The 15,770-nt window shown below is 34.8% G+C and carries 11 protein-coding genes; 7 read left to right on the top strand and 4 right to left on the bottom strand.

Annotation, left to right across the window (positions count from 1 at the left end):
• Positions 1-183: 183 nt before the first annotated feature.
• Positions 184-1,740 (top strand): fatty acid--CoA ligase, encoded by a 1,557-nt coding sequence (locus tag ACSG5Z_RS17235; protein WP_435711812.1) that lies wholly within the window; start codon positions 184-186, stop codon positions 1,738-1,740.
• Positions 1,741-2,319: 579 nt separating this feature from the next.
• Here ACSG5Z_RS17235 and ACSG5Z_RS17240 read toward each other — a convergent pair.
• Positions 2,320-2,517: a hypothetical protein gene (locus ACSG5Z_RS17240; RefSeq protein WP_001098286.1), complete on the bottom strand. Its 198-nt coding sequence runs from the start codon at positions 2,515-2,517 to the stop codon at positions 2,320-2,322.
• A gap of 208 nt (positions 2,518-2,725) precedes the next feature.
• Here ACSG5Z_RS17240 and ACSG5Z_RS17245 point away from each other — a divergent pair, with 208 nt between their 5' ends.
• Positions 2,726-2,860, top strand: a complete 135-nt coding sequence (locus ACSG5Z_RS17245) for a hypothetical protein (RefSeq protein WP_001177692.1) — start codon at positions 2,726-2,728, stop codon at positions 2,858-2,860.
• A gap of 149 nt (positions 2,861-3,009) precedes the next feature.
• Here ACSG5Z_RS17245 and ACSG5Z_RS17250 read toward each other — a convergent pair whose 3' ends face one another.
• Positions 3,010-3,474, bottom strand: coding sequence for a hypothetical protein (locus ACSG5Z_RS17250; RefSeq protein ID WP_000955011.1), 465 nt, complete (start codon positions 3,472-3,474; stop codon positions 3,010-3,012).
• A gap of 187 nt (positions 3,475-3,661) precedes the next feature.
• Between ACSG5Z_RS17250 and ACSG5Z_RS17255 the strand changes: the two genes are divergently transcribed.
• Together ACSG5Z_RS17255 and ACSG5Z_RS17260 are read left to right on the top strand one after the other, a co-directional pair.
• Positions 3,662-5,140, top strand: a complete 1,479-nt coding sequence (locus ACSG5Z_RS17255) for a SulP family inorganic anion transporter (protein WP_435711813.1) — start codon at positions 3,662-3,664, stop codon at positions 5,138-5,140.
• Between the two features lie 197 nt (positions 5,141-5,337).
• The gene (locus ACSG5Z_RS17260) at positions 5,338-5,709 is read left to right on the top strand and encodes a hypothetical protein (protein ID WP_435711814.1); all 372 of its coding nucleotides are present in this window, start codon (positions 5,338-5,340) and stop codon (positions 5,707-5,709) included.
• 115 nt (positions 5,710-5,824) lie between these two features.
• On the opposite strand, the gene ACSG5Z_RS17265 is transcribed toward ACSG5Z_RS17260, so the two are convergent.
• Both ACSG5Z_RS17265 and secA2 read right to left on the bottom strand, forming a co-directional pair.
• Complete coding sequence (locus ACSG5Z_RS17265; protein WP_087985746.1) at positions 5,825-6,706, bottom strand: accessory Sec system S-layer assembly protein; 882 nt, start codon at positions 6,704-6,706, stop codon at positions 5,825-5,827.
• 14 nt (positions 6,707-6,720) lie between these two features.
• Entirely contained in the window at positions 6,721-9,087 is a 2,367-nt protein-coding gene (gene secA2, locus ACSG5Z_RS17270; protein WP_087985745.1) for an accessory Sec system translocase SecA2, read from the bottom strand.
• Positions 9,088-9,369: 282 nt separating this feature from the next.
• Here secA2 and ACSG5Z_RS17275 point away from each other — a divergent pair, with 282 nt between their 5' ends.
• The 3 genes from ACSG5Z_RS17275 (at position 9,370) to ACSG5Z_RS17285 (ending at position 15,249) form a co-directional block, all read left to right on the top strand.
• Complete coding sequence (locus ACSG5Z_RS17275; protein WP_087985744.1) at positions 9,370-10,890, top strand: putative polysaccharide biosynthesis protein; 1,521 nt, start codon at positions 9,370-9,372, stop codon at positions 10,888-10,890.
• A gap of 141 nt (positions 10,891-11,031) precedes the next feature.
• Complete coding sequence (gene csaB / locus ACSG5Z_RS17280; protein WP_088062132.1) at positions 11,032-12,129, top strand: polysaccharide pyruvyl transferase CsaB; 1,098 nt, start codon at positions 11,032-11,034, stop codon at positions 12,127-12,129.
• Between the two features lie 684 nt (positions 12,130-12,813).
• Positions 12,814-15,249 (top strand): S-layer homology domain-containing protein, encoded by a 2,436-nt coding sequence (locus tag ACSG5Z_RS17285; RefSeq protein ID WP_435711815.1) that lies wholly within the window; start codon positions 12,814-12,816, stop codon positions 15,247-15,249.
• The last annotated feature ends 521 nt before the right edge of the window (positions 15,250-15,770 follow it).

The raw sequence follows: 15,770 nt of genomic DNA on the forward strand, positions 1-15,770 counted from the left end.
TGGAACAGCCTCTTTTTTATATTGTTGTGAGTAAGTTGCTATAATTTCATTTACCAAGAAACCACACTGTTTGTAAAACTATGTCGATAATAATCAGAAAAATTAGTCAAATCATTAGAGGACAATGTCTACTTATGGACGAAATGATAGATTTATGAAAGAGAAAAGGGGGAAATTGTTGGCATGTACATGACGATAGGGAGAATATTTGATTTAGCGGTTGGTAAGCATCCGAATAAAGAGGCGTTAGTAGAGCCGGAAAAAAATATTCGCTGGACATATAAACAGTGGGATGAGCAAATAAATAAAACGGCGCAAGCTCTATTAGAAGAAGGGATAAGAAAGGGAGATACTGTATCTGTTTACTTATATAATTGCCGTGAATTTGTAAACGTTTACTTAGCTTGTGCGAAAATTGGTGCGATCTTTAACCCGATTAATTTTCGCTTAAAAGCAAAAGAAGTATCTTATATTCTCCAGGACGCATCCTCCAAAGTCGTTGTCTTTGAAAAAGCAGTTGAATCAACTGTCGCTATCATTGAACAAGATTTTCCAAATTCGTCTTTTTGGTATGTAGAAGACGATACACCTTCCTTTGCTAGTTCCTACCATGAAAAAGTGAATGCGGCATCTTCTGAGAAAATAGATATCGAAATTGATGAAATGGATTATTGTTCGATGCTATATACGAGCGGTACGACAGGTCATCCGAAAGGCGTGCTACATCGCCATCGTGAAATGGCTGAGCATAGTATGATTTGTACGTATTTCTTAAAATATAATAGAGATAGTGCTGGGCTTGTAGTGGCGCCTTTATATCATTGCGGCGAGTTAAATGCTGGAATCATTCCGCGTATTCAAGTTGGTGGAAAGAATGTTATTTTACATCACTTTGATACGGATAGAGTATTACATACGATTCAAGAAGAGAAGATTACGACATTTTTTGCAGCACCGACGATGTGGAATATGTTACTGCAAAAAGATTTAACGCAGTACGATTTAACATCGATGAAGATTGGTATATATGGAGGAGCGGCAATGGCTCCAGCATTAGTGAAGGAATGTAAAGAACGTCTTTATATTGATCTCGTACAAATATACGGAATGACAGAAATGGGACCAGTTGTTGCGTTTCTTGTAGAAGAAGATCAAATTACGAAAGCAGGTTCAGCAGGAACACCGTGCTTTAGTCATGAAATCCGCATTGTAAAACCAAATGATGATGCACCGGCAGAACCAGATGATGTATTACCTCCTTATGAAGTAGGGGAGATTATTTTGCGCGGCCCAACTATGATGGCTGGTTATCATAACCGAGAAGAAGCAAATGCAAAATCGATGTATAAAGGATGGTATCATTCTGGTGATTTAGGCTACTTCGATAAAGACGGTTATTTATTCGTCGCAGATCGCGTGGATGATATGGTGATTAGTGGCGGCGTTAATATTTATCCACGTGAAATTGAAGATTTTCTACATAGTCATCCTGGTATATTAGATGTTGCGGTGCTTGGTGAGCCAGATGAATTATGGGGAGAACGTGTTGTGGCTGTTGTTGTAAAGAAAGATGAAGCGATTACAGAAAAGGATTTGGAAATATATTGTAAAGAAAGTGATGAATTAGCAGATTATAAACGTCCACGTCACTATTTATTTGTGGATGAACTTCCTCGTAATGCGAGTGGAAAATTGCAGAAGTTTGTGCTTAGAGAGTCTTTGAAAGGCGCGAAAAAATAGAAAGTGTCGGATGCCTCATATCTATGTGATTTTCGCCTGTTTGTCTGTAAGCAATATCTTTGCTCTTTTGTAGAGGTGGAGAATTAAGTGAAAATCAATCAATCTTCACTTAATTCTCGTTTCTTTGCAATGAAGAGTAATTCGTGCATTTGAAACAATGTGAAAGAAATAAAGGGATGTAATGTACAAAAGAAAAGACACCCTAAGGTGCCTCTCTCCGACTTGAACCATTTTCATTTCATACGAATCTATCCGTATTACCCCTTTGTTATAAGTGTAAACACATACTATAAAACAGAATCGTCTATATACACTAGATTGTTAGTTCACAAAATATAAGAGATCTGAGATCAGTATCGGAGTAACGCCACATCCCCTATAATGATTGATATGTTACGCCTTTTAAAAGAATCTGCTTTATAGAACGTGTCCACAAGTTATATTTTACTACATGTAATATTCATTTAGTTTATTTTTTGTGAATATGTATAATTACATAAACTTCATGAGAAAACGAGAGTATACTTTGGTATTTTGTAATAAAGGTAAAGCCCGCCTACAAAAAATAGAGGGCTTTTCTTACTTCTTATAGATATCTATTCCAATTATATTATCAGATGAATCTAAACGAACATATACGTCATCTGACAAAAGGTGGGCATTATATATTCGTTGTTTATATGTTGATATCTCGAAGCGCTTTCCATTTGATTCACATTCCAAAATAATCATATCCCCATGTTCTTTCCAATTTACTAATCTAGCAGTTGTATTCATTTTTAATCCTCCTCTAAATCATTTTATGAAAATTACTAGAGATAGTGTGAGGAAGGAGTTTATATAGCCGAAAAAGAAACTTTAAGATGCTTTCTTTGATTGGAGAGATTGTAACATAGTAACTTTTTTGGAAAACAAACTATTTAATTATATAAATAACTAGATTAATTAATGTAATGTATTAATCTAACAGAAGGGAGGAATAGCCATGCAATTAGTTTGTTTTAAAATAGTAAGTGGTCAATACTTCTTATTTGTAGAAGGTATCCAGATTCCTGTACCAATTCCAGCTGCTGCTGCAGCTCTATTAATTGGTCTAGGAATAATTCCACTTTGTTCTTAATATAAGGAATTTTAGCTGTTCTACCTTTTAAGTAAAAACCCCTCAAGCATACGAATGCTTGAGGGGTTTTTACTGTTATCAAAATCGTTGAATTAAATGGGGTTCGCAACATTGTTTGATGGTCATGTTGGGATGCCCACTTTCTAATTTTATTTACGTGAAAATCCTTCTTCATCAAGGTATTCCGCAGCTTCTGGATAAGAGTTGAATGTACCGTCTAAGTTTACACCAGCGTACACGTTCCACATATCGTCCTCTGAGATAAGAGTAAGGATATGACCGTCTTCGTTCTGCCATTCTTCTTCTTTCGCAGGTTCTGCAGGAATTACGATTTCTTCTTGAGATAATAGTTCAATTGATTGCTCAATTACTGAGCGTAATTCATCTGCTGAAAATTCGCGGATGTTAACCATACCTTTATCATCCGTTTTATAACCTTTGATACCACTTGCATATACAAATCCGTTTCCGTTTGGATGTAAGTGATAAACAACGTTCTTTTTATCTAAACGACTTTCTTCAAAGTGAAAGTTCACGCGTTTTAATGATACGTTCTTTCTTTCTAATTCAGGGAAAGATTCAATGATCGATAATTTTTCTTCAAAAGTTAGCATAGTGCCTCCAAATATATAATAAAAGATTTAATTTGTTCATTATAACATAGTTATAATAGTTTCCAAAGATGCGGCGGAAGTTTACAATTGAATGCGTTTACGTCACGATACTGTAAAAAGTGGGCTAACGAATATATTCTTTTAGGTGTACAATGGAACGTGGACTTAATGTGAAGGTGGTTATTATATGTTTCAAAAAATAGCAAAGGAATGTTTAGCAGGTTTTACTGTTGCGATTGTTGCGTTGCCACTTGCCATTGCATTTGGTATTGCTGCAACGGGAACATCTGAGGGAGCACTAGTCGGATTGTATGGTGCGATTTTTGCAGGTTTATTTGCGGCGTTATTTGGTGGTACACCTGGGCAGGTAACGGGGCCAACTGGACCGATTACGGTTATTGCAACGGGAGTTATTGCGACGCACGGATTAGAGGCGAGTTTTATAGCCTTTATGATGGCGGGAGTGTTTCAAATTTTATTCGGTGTATGTAAGCTTGGCTCTTACGTTCGATACATTCCGTATCCTGTCGTTTCAGGATTTATGAATGGTATCGCATTGATTATTATTTTAGGTGAAATAAAGCATGTGCAAAATAGTTTTCTACTCGTAGTATTAACGATTATTGTAATGATTGTTTCTGGAAAATGGATTAAGGCTATTCCGTCTAGTTTAGTTGCATTAGTCGGTGTAACTGCTTTGCTTCCTTTATTTTCTTCTGCGTTAGAAGGGCTTACAGTGAAGTTACCGATTATCGGAAACTTGTCATTAAATAAGGTGATTGAAAAAATTGGGACGATTCCAGAAGCGATGCCGACGCTTCATATTCCATCTTTAAGTGGAACAGGGATTGCAGAACTTATTTTACCAGCGCTTAGTATTGCTTTATTAGGATCGATTGACTCGTTGTTAACATCGGTCGTAATGGATAATGTGACAGGTACACGTCATAAAAGTAATAAAGAACTGGTCGGACAAGGTATCGGTAATATGATGAGCGGGTTGTTTGGCGGATTAGCAGGGGCAGGGGCGACTGTACGGTCTATCGTTAATATAAGAAGCGGTGGTAAAACGGCGCTTTCAGCAAGTATGCATAGTGTTATATTATTTATTTTCATTATGGGACTTGGATCGGTCGTACAATACATTCCGCTTGCTGTATTATCAGGTATTTTAATTTTAACTGGTATTGGAATGTTTGATTGGGAAAGCATGAAGAAAATGCATGTAGCACCAAAAGGTGATGTCATTGTTATGCTCGTAACGATGATTGTCACAGTGAAGTTCGATTTAATGATTGCTGTTGCGTTCGGTATTATTCTTTCGTTCATTATATACATGGTGAAATGTAAAGAACGTAAAGCTTCTATTGTAAAAGAAAAAGACGCGACATATAAAATTAAAGGCCCACTTTCATTTTTAACAGTGGATCGTATTTTTTATGCTTTACAAGACGTAAAGTCTCCGGTTGTTTTACGTATGAAAGATGTGCGCTATATGGATGTATCAGGCGCAATGGCGTTATTTAATTTCATTGAGCAGTCGGATAAGTCAGGAGTGAGTGTGACGCTAGAACAAGTGCCTACTCATATTGAAAAAACGTTAGTAACGCTGGCGAGTAATGAGCAGAAAGATAAATTACAGTTTGTAGAAGCTAGTGCTATGTAAGGAAATGCCCTCGTATGAGGGTGTTTTTTATTGTGTTTAATATCTTTATATCGTGATGTTTTTATGTTATTGACATTTATTAATCTTAGCAGTATAGTAACATTCTAGATTAGGTATGTGCTATTATAAGAAGGTATATGAATTTTGAGATTCCTTTATATTCAGAAGAAAGAGCTGTAAGCTGGAGGGAATATTTGATGTACAAACAGTTACCACATGGAGTGAAGATCGGGATTACGCGATCAATTGTTGTTTCTTTTGAGAAGTATATGAAAGAAATTGAATGGCATGAAGAAAAATTTGATATGCAGCAATTTGTTGAACAGTGGAAACAGTATTTATACACAAAATCAACTTGGATTAATAAAGTAGACGAAGAGTTGAAAGGACATCCAGATTTCCATCAAGCATTAGCGATGAAAGTGAATGAAAAAATTAACGAGTGTATTAATGAAAAACCGACCGAAGAGCAAGTGGAGCAATTAAAGAGAAATAAAGTGAACCATGCAGATGAAATGTGCAAATTAGAAGCTGAATATCATATTGAACGTTTATTAGTAACGAAGTAAATTTTACATAAAGAATAAGCCTGTCCAAGGAGGTGTGATGACCATCTTTTTGAACAGGCTTTTTTGTACGAAAAAGAAGAAGAGAGGTAGCTTTGGAAGCAGCCTCTCTTTATTATTAGTCTTGTGGTACAAATGCTTTCCAAGAAGATAGATCCATATCTTCTTTTAATATAGATGAAGCAGGGAAGACAAATGACCACGGTTTTGTAGTGTTCGTTTTAATTTCAAGGTTCGGTAATGTGAAAGCACCTTTAACGACAACTGCACCTGATGCATCTTCAATATGAAGAGGAAGTTGCTCTAGTTGAATATCGTCTTTGCAACCGTTACGAATAAGAAGCGTTGTATGTAAATCACCGTTTTCTTTTCTTGCAGCTTGCAGACCTAGGAAGTTAATTTCACCATCATTTGGAGGTGTTAAATTGTCTACGAAATTACGTAAAGCTTCTTTGCTTGCTTCAGGTAACTGAGCTTCCCAAGATGGGTCTAAATCTAATACATGCTTACTTTCAAGTTCAAACGCTAATTCCCAATCTGTTTGCGATAATTCGGCACCTGTAATTGTTTCTTGCTCAAATGTAAAGATGAATGGCATATTTACATTTGCAGGAATATCTCCTAATGCAGAAAGATTAAATGTTTTGCGGGCACATAGTTTCTTCTCTTTATTTAGAAGGATTAATGTAACCTCTTCGAAAGAAATTGGTTTCGGGACAGTGCTACGAATAAATACAGCTACGTCATAACCATTATCACGTTTTTCAATCTCAATTCCAGATAAAGAAATTTGATATTCTTGTAAACGTGTTAGTTCTTTATGTAAAAATTGATAAATGTATTTTTGTTCTTGTGCTACTGCACCCCAGCTAGGGTGGAAGTAAAGCGTTGGTTTTACTGTTTTATTTTCAGTATTTGTTTCTTCTTGTCCGAATAATTGATTACTAGAGACAGTCGTATCTTTTCCGCTTTTCTTAGCTCTTTTTAGGAATGATAACATAATCTTTCACCTCGTTATTGTACGTTTTCAGGAACACCTAAATGTCTTGCAACATAGCGGCACATTTCTTTTTCGAAATTACCATATGTGTATAAAAAGATATCTAAGCCTTCTTTTTGATAAAGACGAGTAGGGTCTTCTTGTTGATATTGTCTTAGCCCGATGCCTTCTTTTAAGTGAGTCATTGCATCTAAGTGATTTACCCAGTTCTGATCTAGGAAATGAAGGGAAACATATCGTAGCGACTGCTGTAAATCAGTATGGCTATTTAGCTCATTTACGCGCTCTTTATAAAGAGATAATGTTTCTTTCAAAACGGATTGTAAATCTTCCGGTGAATGTACATTATTCGCTGATAGTGATGGCATGTTTTCTACTGGTAAAATTTCATTTATATTTGCTGTTAAACTAGCGAAATCCCATTCTTCTGGAAGCATACCTTCCAAAAGATATTGCTTAGAAATGGCTTCTACAGCATGATCAATCATTGGAATAATAATTTCAATCATATTTATATCTTCTTGTAACAAGTTATTACGTAATTTATAAATAACGTTACGTTGGTCATTTATTACATCATCTAACTTTAAATTGTACTCACGCATTGAGAAATGGCTACCTTCACAAATTAATTGTGTACGGTTCACGAAGTCATGAACTTTAGAAGTTAGAATAAGTCCTGTTTCATCTGACTTCAGTGATTTATTTAATTTCTCCATTTCTTCATGTGCGAAACGTTTTAACATTTCATCTTCTAAAGAAAGGAAGAACTGAGAACTACCTGGATCTCCTTGACGACCAGCACGACCTTTTAACTGATTGTCAACGCGTCTTGATTCATGGCGTTCTGTCCCGATTACATGTAATCCACCAAGTTCGTGAACACCCTCACCTAGTATAATATCAGTACCTCGTCCGGCCATATTCGTCGCAATTGTAACTTGCCCTTTTTGTCCAGCTGTTGCAATTAAATCGGCCTCTTGTTCTGCGCTTTTCGCATTCAATAATTGATATGTAATATGCGCTTCATCTAAGTAACGCGCAACGGTTTCAGATTGTAAAATAGACATTGTCCCAATTAAAATAGGGCGTCCTTGTTTATTGTGCTTTAGAACATCTTCACGTACAGCTTTATATTTAGCATCGGCTGTTACGTACACGACGTCATTTTTGTCTTCACGAATGATAGGACGGTTTGTCGGAATTGGCATAACTTCCATGTTATATACACGGTTAAATTCTTTTTCTTCCGTTTTTGCTGTACCTGTCATACCAGATAATGCTGGATACATACGGAAGAAGTTTTGAATTGTAATGGATGCTTGCGTTTGGTTTTCGTCAGTGATTTCTAAACCTTCTTTTGCTTCAAGAGCTTGGTGTAAACCGTCACTTAAAGAGCGACCATCCATAACGCGGCCCGTGAAAATATCTACAAGTAGAATTTTTTCATCATGTACAATATAGTCAACATCACATTGGAAAGCGACATGAGCTCGTAATGCTTGGATCATATAATGATATAAAGTTTGATGTTCTAAATCATATAGGTTATCGATATCAAATAAATCTTCTATTTTTGTAATACCGTCTTCTGTAAAACTAGCAGATTTCGATTCTGCATCGTACGTGTAATGAAGAGTATCCTGGAATGATTTAATAACTTTTGCACATAAATAGTGTAAATCAGTGCTGCTTGATTTCTTACCCGCGATAATAAGAGGCGTCTTTGCTTCATCAATTAAAACGCTATCAATCTCATCGATAATAGCAAAATGATAGGGACGTTGTACCTGTTCATTTTTTGAAGAGGCCATATTATCACGTAGATAGTCAAAGCCGAATTCTGTTCCAATACCATATGTAATATCAGCTTCGTAAGCAAGTTTCTTTTCGGTAGGATCGATTTGAGGAATATTCAATCCAACCGTTAAACCTAGAAATTCATGAACTTGGCCAATTAATTCTTTATCTCGTTTTGCTAAATAGTCATTTACAGTAATAACGTGAACGCCTTTTCCTTCAAGAGCACGTACGTATGTTGGAAGAGAAGAAACTAATGTTTTTCCTTCGCCAGTTGGCATCTCTGCAATATTACCTTCTAATAGTACAAGGCCACCAATTAACTGCACATCGTAGTGTCGTAATCCAAGTACACGCTTTGCTGCTTCACGTACAACAGCGAACGCCTCTACTTTTATATCATCCACTGTTTTTCCATCATGTAGCATGTTTTTAAATATAATAGTTTTATGACGTAATTCTTCATCAGATAAATCAGATAGTTTTGCTTCTAGATTATTAATGTCTTGAACAAGTTGTTCATATTTTTTTAGTTTTCTCTTTTGAGAATCTCCTAACAGCTTTTTTACCGAATTCAGCATGTTGTAAACACTCCTCTTACTGACAATAGCTACATTATAGCACATGTTTATCTGGAATAAGTAGAAGTAGTAAATTGAAGAAAAAACTGGATATAAATAAGGTGTTATTGCACATGCTACATTTGAAGGGCATAAAGAAAGAGAGTATTCAATGTATAAGAAATTTGGTATGATAGCTAAATGAGATAAAGTGAAAATTTTCAAAAAAGAGAAGAATATAGCTATCTCGTTTTATGATGTAATAAGTATTTAAATTATATATTGAAAGAAAAGAGCTAGAAGATGAATAATAAGTTTGTGAAAGGCGCTGCGATTTTAACGATTACAACGTTTCTATCGAAAGTGTTGGGAAGTTTTTTTCAAATCCCATTACAAAATATAGCAGGAGATGAAGTGCTTGGGATTTTCCGTCTTGTTTTTCCTGTATATATGATAGCTTTAACTTTATCAGTAGCGGGAGTACCGCTAGCTATATCACAGTTAATCGCTGAACTTCATGAGAAGAATGACCAGGGCGGGATTGCCAAACTATTTACGTCAGCATCTATTATTGGAGTAATATTTGGAGTGCTTGGATTTTCGGTTATTATGATTGGATCAAGTATGTTTGCAAATATGCTTGGTGGACAAGATACGAGACTCCCATTAATTGTCACTTCGTTTGCTTTATTAATCGCACCATATATGGCGGTATATCGAGGGTATTTCCAAGGTTTTGGAGATATGATTCCTACCGGGGTGTCACAAGTGATTGAGCAGTTCATTCGTGTTTTCTTTATGTTAGCAATTGCATTCTTATTCGTATCTTGGAATAAAGATAGTGATGTTGTAACAGGCGGCGCAATGATTGGTTCTTGCCTTGGGGTAATTACGTCACTTATCTATTTGAGATTGAAGTATGTAAAAAGTATATATCGTTATAAAAGTAATACATATTCACTGCAAGACTTTAAAGAAAATGCAAAAAAGATACTTCAGGTTTCGATTCCAATTGCGATTGGAGCATTATCGATGCCGTTGTTAAATTTAGTTGATTCTGTAACGATTCCACATATGTTGCATGAATCCACTACAACGATTCAAGAACAATTTGGTATATATAGTCGTGGCTTTGCGTTTACACAATTAATTGTCGTGTTTGCAAGCGCGATGGTATTTCCGTTAATCCCGTTGTTAACTGCTGCATTAACAAAGAAAGATATAGCGTTAGCAAAACACACAATTGAACGAACAAATGAGCTTGCTCATGTTTTAACAACGCCGATAACAATCTGGCTCATGGCACTTACAGTCCCGTTAAATGTTGGGTTGTTTACAGATGCTAAAGGGAGCGGCATGTTAGCTATTTTAATTGGTAGTTCGTATTTCACATCACTTATGGTATTATCAATAGGGATTTTGCAAGGAATTAACCGTTCTAAGCAAGCGGCGTGGATAGTTGTTGGAGCGAGTTTTGTAAAAGTCATATTAAATATAGTACTCGTAAGTCAATTTGGCATAACTGGTGCGGCTTATAGTACCCTGATCATATATATCATAATTTGTATCGTAAATTATATATACATTCGAAAAGAATTGGCTTATTCAATTCGCATGGGGAGATTTTTTGCTGTAATCGGAGTATCTAGTATAGTAGGTATAGGATTATATTTCACATCTACTGTAATAAATGTGGTAGATTCTAGATTTATTGCAATGATGTATAGTGGTTTAGCATTTTGTGTGGCCTTGTTCATATATGGCATATGCGCATTAAAGCTGAACTGGATATCCAAAAAGCAAATTCCATTTTTAAGTAAGTAAATTTGTCTATAAATGAGTGTGGCTATGTATATGTTTGTGAAAGAAATCAATTTGAAGTTATCCAACTTTTCTTATTAAAGAGTTGATAGCAATTTGTTGAATGACAAAAAGTTGATTGCGAAATGTTGGAGGAGATTAAGAGTGCGGTTAGTTTTATCAGGATATTATGGTTTTTATAATGTTGGGGACGAAGCAATTTTGCAATCAATTATTAAAGCGCTACATGAAGAGAATCCTACTCTTGAGCTTGTTGTACTTTCGAATGACCCCGACTATACAAGAAAAATGTACGGTGTAGAGGCAGTAAATCGCTGGGATATAAGAGCAATTTATAAGGAAATAAAGAGAAGTAACGGTTTAATTAGCGGAGGGGGAAGTCTCCTTCAAGATAAAACGAGTATTAAAAGCATTTTGTACTATACAGGTATTATGCGGATTGCTCGTTTTTTGAAGAAGCCGTATTATATTTACGCGCAAGGAATTGGTCCAATTACGAAAAGACAAAATCGTTTATTAGTGAAATGGCAAGTATCAAAAGCGGCATATATATCAGTTCGTGATGAAGATTCATTTTTGTATTTAAAAGAAATGGGTATTAAGAAAGAGATCGAACTAGTTCCAGATCCAGTATTGGCATGTCAACCAGAAGGAATGAAGTCGGATTGGCTGCAAAAACATTCGATTCAAGGGAAAGTAATTGCAGTTAGTGTGAGGTATTGGGACGCGAAAGAAGATTATATGAAGAAGCTAGCAGATACGCTGAAAAAATTTAAGCGTGAAGGATACCATATTTTATTCGTACCAATGCACGGACCATTTGATCAAAATGCATCACGCGATATTATTAACTTAATGGGAGAAGAAGCTCATATGCTTCCGTATAAGCTGGATATTCATGAGAAAATTTCAATTTTGTCGGAATGTTCGCTTCTAATAGGTATGAGACTTCATGCGCTTATATTATCAGCGGTTGCTAATATTCCTATGGTCGGTATTTCATATGATCCAAAGATCGATTCATTTTTACAACAAGTAAATCAGCCGATTATCGGAAACGTAGATGGTGACTGGACGGCTGAAACTTTGTATAACGTGGCAACGAAACAACTGGAACAAAAAGAATATGTACAAGAAACATTGGAACAAAGAGTAGAAGAATTGAGAGAACAAATTTCAACAGCGTCTCGCTACATCATAAGTGACTTGAATTCAAAAGAGTTCGAAAAAAGGGGAATGTAATCTTAATTTAAGAGGACATCCTCTTTTTTTATTAGTTGAAAAATATAAAATGCCGAAAGAAAATAAATATTTGTAGAAAAAAGTCGAATTGTATAAATACTTTTACATGTATGCTCATAAAAAAGAAGTTTGAGAGATAAGATGTATGTTTGATAATCCTAACATTCTTATATAGAGAATGTTAGGATTTTGCGTTTTATTTGGTAAATTATAAGAAAATAGGTTTGGTAATTTTAAAGAATGAGAATGTAATAAAAATGTCGAATTATATAAAAATAAGCTGTCGATTAATGTCGTAATATCTTCATAGTTAAATATTGAAATTGGAAACGTTTTTCTGTTATAGTTGTAAATGGTTATAAGAAGATGGTTGAAAATGTAATTCTGACGCGTTTTTCCGTTCATTTAAAATATTCTGATTTTATAATCTGGATGTTTTAAAATAAAAGTCGAAAAAATGATCGTTCAGAATTTCGAAAATTCACTTTTTTGTCGAATTTGAGATTTTAAATTGGATGAAAAGGGTGTATGATTTCTTTACGATTCCGTAATACAGGATATTCTATTATTCTGTACAAAGAATACGTTAACCACATTTATATCTACTAGTTTCAAAAATAAATAGAATATCTATTTAAAAACTTATGGAACTAGTATTACATTCCTAAGGAGGAAATATATAAAATGGCAAAGACTAACTCTTACAAAAAAGTAATCGCTGGTACAATGACAGCAGCAATGGTAGCAGGTGTTGTTTCTCCAGTAGCAGCAGCAGGAAAATCATTCCCAGACGTTCAACCTGGTTCTTGGAGTGCAGAGTACATTGATTATTTAGTAGCAAAAAAAGCAATCGAAGGTAAGCCAGACGGAACATTCGCTCCAACTGAAGCAATTGACCGTGCTTCTGCTGCGAAAATTATGGCAATTACATTAGGTTTAGAAGTTAAAGATGGTGCAAAACCAACTTTCAAAGATGCTCAAGATTCATGGGCTGCTAAATATATCGCAGCTGTTGAAAAAGCTGGTGTAATTCAAGGGGATGAAACTGGTAAGTTTAATCCAAACAACCAAATTAATCGTGCTTCTATGGCAACAATGATCGTAAAAGCATACAAATTAGACAGCAAAGTAAGTGGAGAATTAGAAACTAAATTCTCTGATTTAGAAAAGCACTGGGGTAAAAAAGCTGCTAACATTTTAGTTGCTTTAGGTATCACTAATGGTACTGGTAATGGTTGGGAGCCAGATAAATCTGTAACTCGTGCAGAAGCTGCTAAATTCATTGCTAAGACTGACAAAGAGTTCGGTAACGAAGCAGTAACAGTTGAATCTGCTAAAGCAGTTACAACTCAAAAAGTAGAAGTTAAATTCAGCAAAGCTGTTGAAAAATTAACTAAAGAAGACGTTAAAGTAGCTAACAAAGCTAACAACGATAAAGTATTAGTTAAAGATGTAAAATTATCAGATGATAAAAAATCTGCTACAGTTGAATTATATAGCAACTTAGCAGCTAAACAAACTTACACTGTAGATGTAAACAAAGTTGGTAAAACAGAAGTAGCTGTAGGTTCTTTAGAAGCAAAAACGATCGAAATGACTAACCAAACAGTTGTAGCTGGCGTAGACAGCGAACTAAAATACACAGTTAAAGATGAAAACGGTACTGAAGTTGTTTCACCATCAGGTATTGAATTTGTATCTCCAGCTAAAATTACAGATGGTAAAATCAAGTTAGAAAAAGGTACTTCAACTACTGTAAAAGCTATTTACAAAAAAGACGGTAAAGTAGTAGCTGAAAGTAAAGAAGTAAAAGTTTCTGCTGAAGGTACTGCAGTAGCTTCAATTTCTAATTGGACAGTAGCAGCAGATAAAGCTGATTTCACTTCTAAAGATTTCAAACAAAACACTAAAGTTTATGAAGGTGATAACGTTTCTGTTCAGGTAGAATTAAAAGACCAATTCAATAACGTGGTGAAAAACGTTCAAGCTGAATATGAGTCATTAAATACAGAGGTAGCTGTAGTAGATAAAGCTACTGGCAAAGTGACTGTACTAGCTGCAGGAAAAGCGCCAGTAAAAGTAACTGTTAAAGATGAAAATGGTAAAGAGCTTGTTTCAAAAACAGTTGAAATCGAAGCTTTCGCTCAAAAAGCATTAAAAGAGATTAAGTTAGAAAAAACTAATTTAGTGCTTTCTACAAATGATGTAACTGACTTAGCTGTAAAAGCTCCAGTTTTAGATCAATACGGCAAAGAGTTCACAGCTCCTGTAGAAGTGAAAGTACTTGATAAAGATGGTAAAGCAGTTCAAGACCAAAAATTAAAAGCAACTCATGCTAATAAAGAGTTAGTTTTAAATGCAAATGGCCAAGCGGCTGGTAAATATACTGTAGAATTAACAGCTAAATCTGGTAAAACAGAAGTAAAATCTACATTAACTTTAGAATTAAAAGCTCCAGGCGTATTCTCTAAATTTGAGGTTCGTGGATTAGAAACTGAATTAGATAAATATGTTACTGAAGAAAACAAAAAGAATGAAATGGTAGTTTCTGTTCTTCCAGTAGATGCTAATGGTTTAGTTTTAAAAGAGAAAGAAGCAGCTACAATTACAGTTACTACTACAGATAAAGATGGTAAAGTAGTAGATGCAACTCCAGGTCAAGTAGCTGTAAATAATACTACTGGCACAATTACTGTAGGAAATGAAGCAAAAGCTGGTGAAACATATAAAGCAACTGTAGTAGCAGACGGTAAGCTAATCACAACTCACTCATTCAAAGTTGTTGATACAGCACCTGCAGCTAAAAAATTAGCAGTAGATTTCACAAGCACATCTCTTAATGAGGTTGCTCAAGGTAGCGAATTAAAAACTGCACTTCTAAATATCTTATCAGTTGATGGTGTTCCAGCAACAACTGCGGGTGCAACTGTAACTGACGTGAAATTCGTTTCTGCAGATACAAATGTTGTAAAGGAAGAAACTGCTAAGTTTGGTACAAAAGGTTCTACTTCAATCTTTGTAAAAGAACTTACTGTTAAAAAAGGTGAGCAAACACAAAAAGTTGAGCTTGATAAGCCAGTACGAGTAGATGTTTCTATTAAAGAAGCAGCAAAAAACTAATTTAAAATCATTCGATACATGAAATGATTAATAAAAGCCTATGAGAAAATAGACAAAAGTCTATGAGTATCATAGGCTTTTTATTTTGATCTTATTTCATGTACATTTGAGATTGAAAAGAATAGTTTTATTGAGAAACAAATCGAAAGCGTTTTCGAAAATAGAAGAATATCTCATTGATATGTAAATTATTTGTAAATTCACACCTTTTTTTGTTAAAAAAACATTCGAAAAGAAGAATAAAATGTCGAAATTCAATAATTTCAGTCGAATGCAGTCTGAAAATTGTATTTATTGTAAAAAACATTTAAGTGATGAAGTGGAAATATGTGCTATAATTCCAATTGTGTATTCGATATGAAAAATATACGAAGCGCAGTGAGAGTGGTTTATAGGAAAACAGTTTGTTCATTTCTATATTTGAGTATTATTAATATACTAATAATACAATAAAAAGACTGAATTATCAGAATGTGTCGAATCTTCTTTTGAGAAAGTTCTTGATAACGAATAGTTTTGTA

The organism is Bacillus pretiosus, assembly GCF_051294775.1.
In the GTDB taxonomy this organism is placed as follows: domain Bacteria; phylum Bacillota; class Bacilli; order Bacillales; family Bacillaceae_G; genus Bacillus_A; species Bacillus_A wiedmannii.

Coding starts and splice junctions, on each gene's coding strand:
- ACSG5Z_RS17235 (WP_435711812.1), top strand. CDS start 184: ATGTACATGACGATAGGGAGAATATTTGATTTAGCGGTTGGTAAGCAT.
- ACSG5Z_RS17240 (WP_001098286.1), bottom strand. CDS start 2,517: ATGAATACAACTGCTAGATTAGTAAATTGGAAAGAACATGGGGATATG.
- ACSG5Z_RS17245 (WP_001177692.1), top strand. CDS start 2,726: ATGCAATTAGTTTGTTTTAAAATAGTAAGTGGTCAATACTTCTTATTT.
- ACSG5Z_RS17250 (WP_000955011.1), bottom strand. CDS start 3,474: ATGCTAACTTTTGAAGAAAAATTATCGATCATTGAATCTTTCCCTGAA.
- ACSG5Z_RS17255 (WP_435711813.1), top strand. CDS start 3,662: ATGTTTCAAAAAATAGCAAAGGAATGTTTAGCAGGTTTTACTGTTGCG.
- ACSG5Z_RS17260 (WP_435711814.1), top strand. CDS start 5,338: ATGTACAAACAGTTACCACATGGAGTGAAGATCGGGATTACGCGATCA.
- ACSG5Z_RS17265 (WP_087985746.1), bottom strand. CDS start 6,706: ATGTTATCATTCCTAAAAAGAGCTAAGAAAAGCGGAAAAGATACGACT.
- secA2 (WP_087985745.1), bottom strand. CDS start 9,087: ATGCTGAATTCGGTAAAAAAGCTGTTAGGAGATTCTCAAAAGAGAAAA.
- ACSG5Z_RS17275 (WP_087985744.1), top strand. CDS start 9,370: ATGAATAATAAGTTTGTGAAAGGCGCTGCGATTTTAACGATTACAACG.
- ACSG5Z_RS17285 (WP_435711815.1), top strand. CDS start 12,814: ATGGCAAAGACTAACTCTTACAAAAAAGTAATCGCTGGTACAATGACA.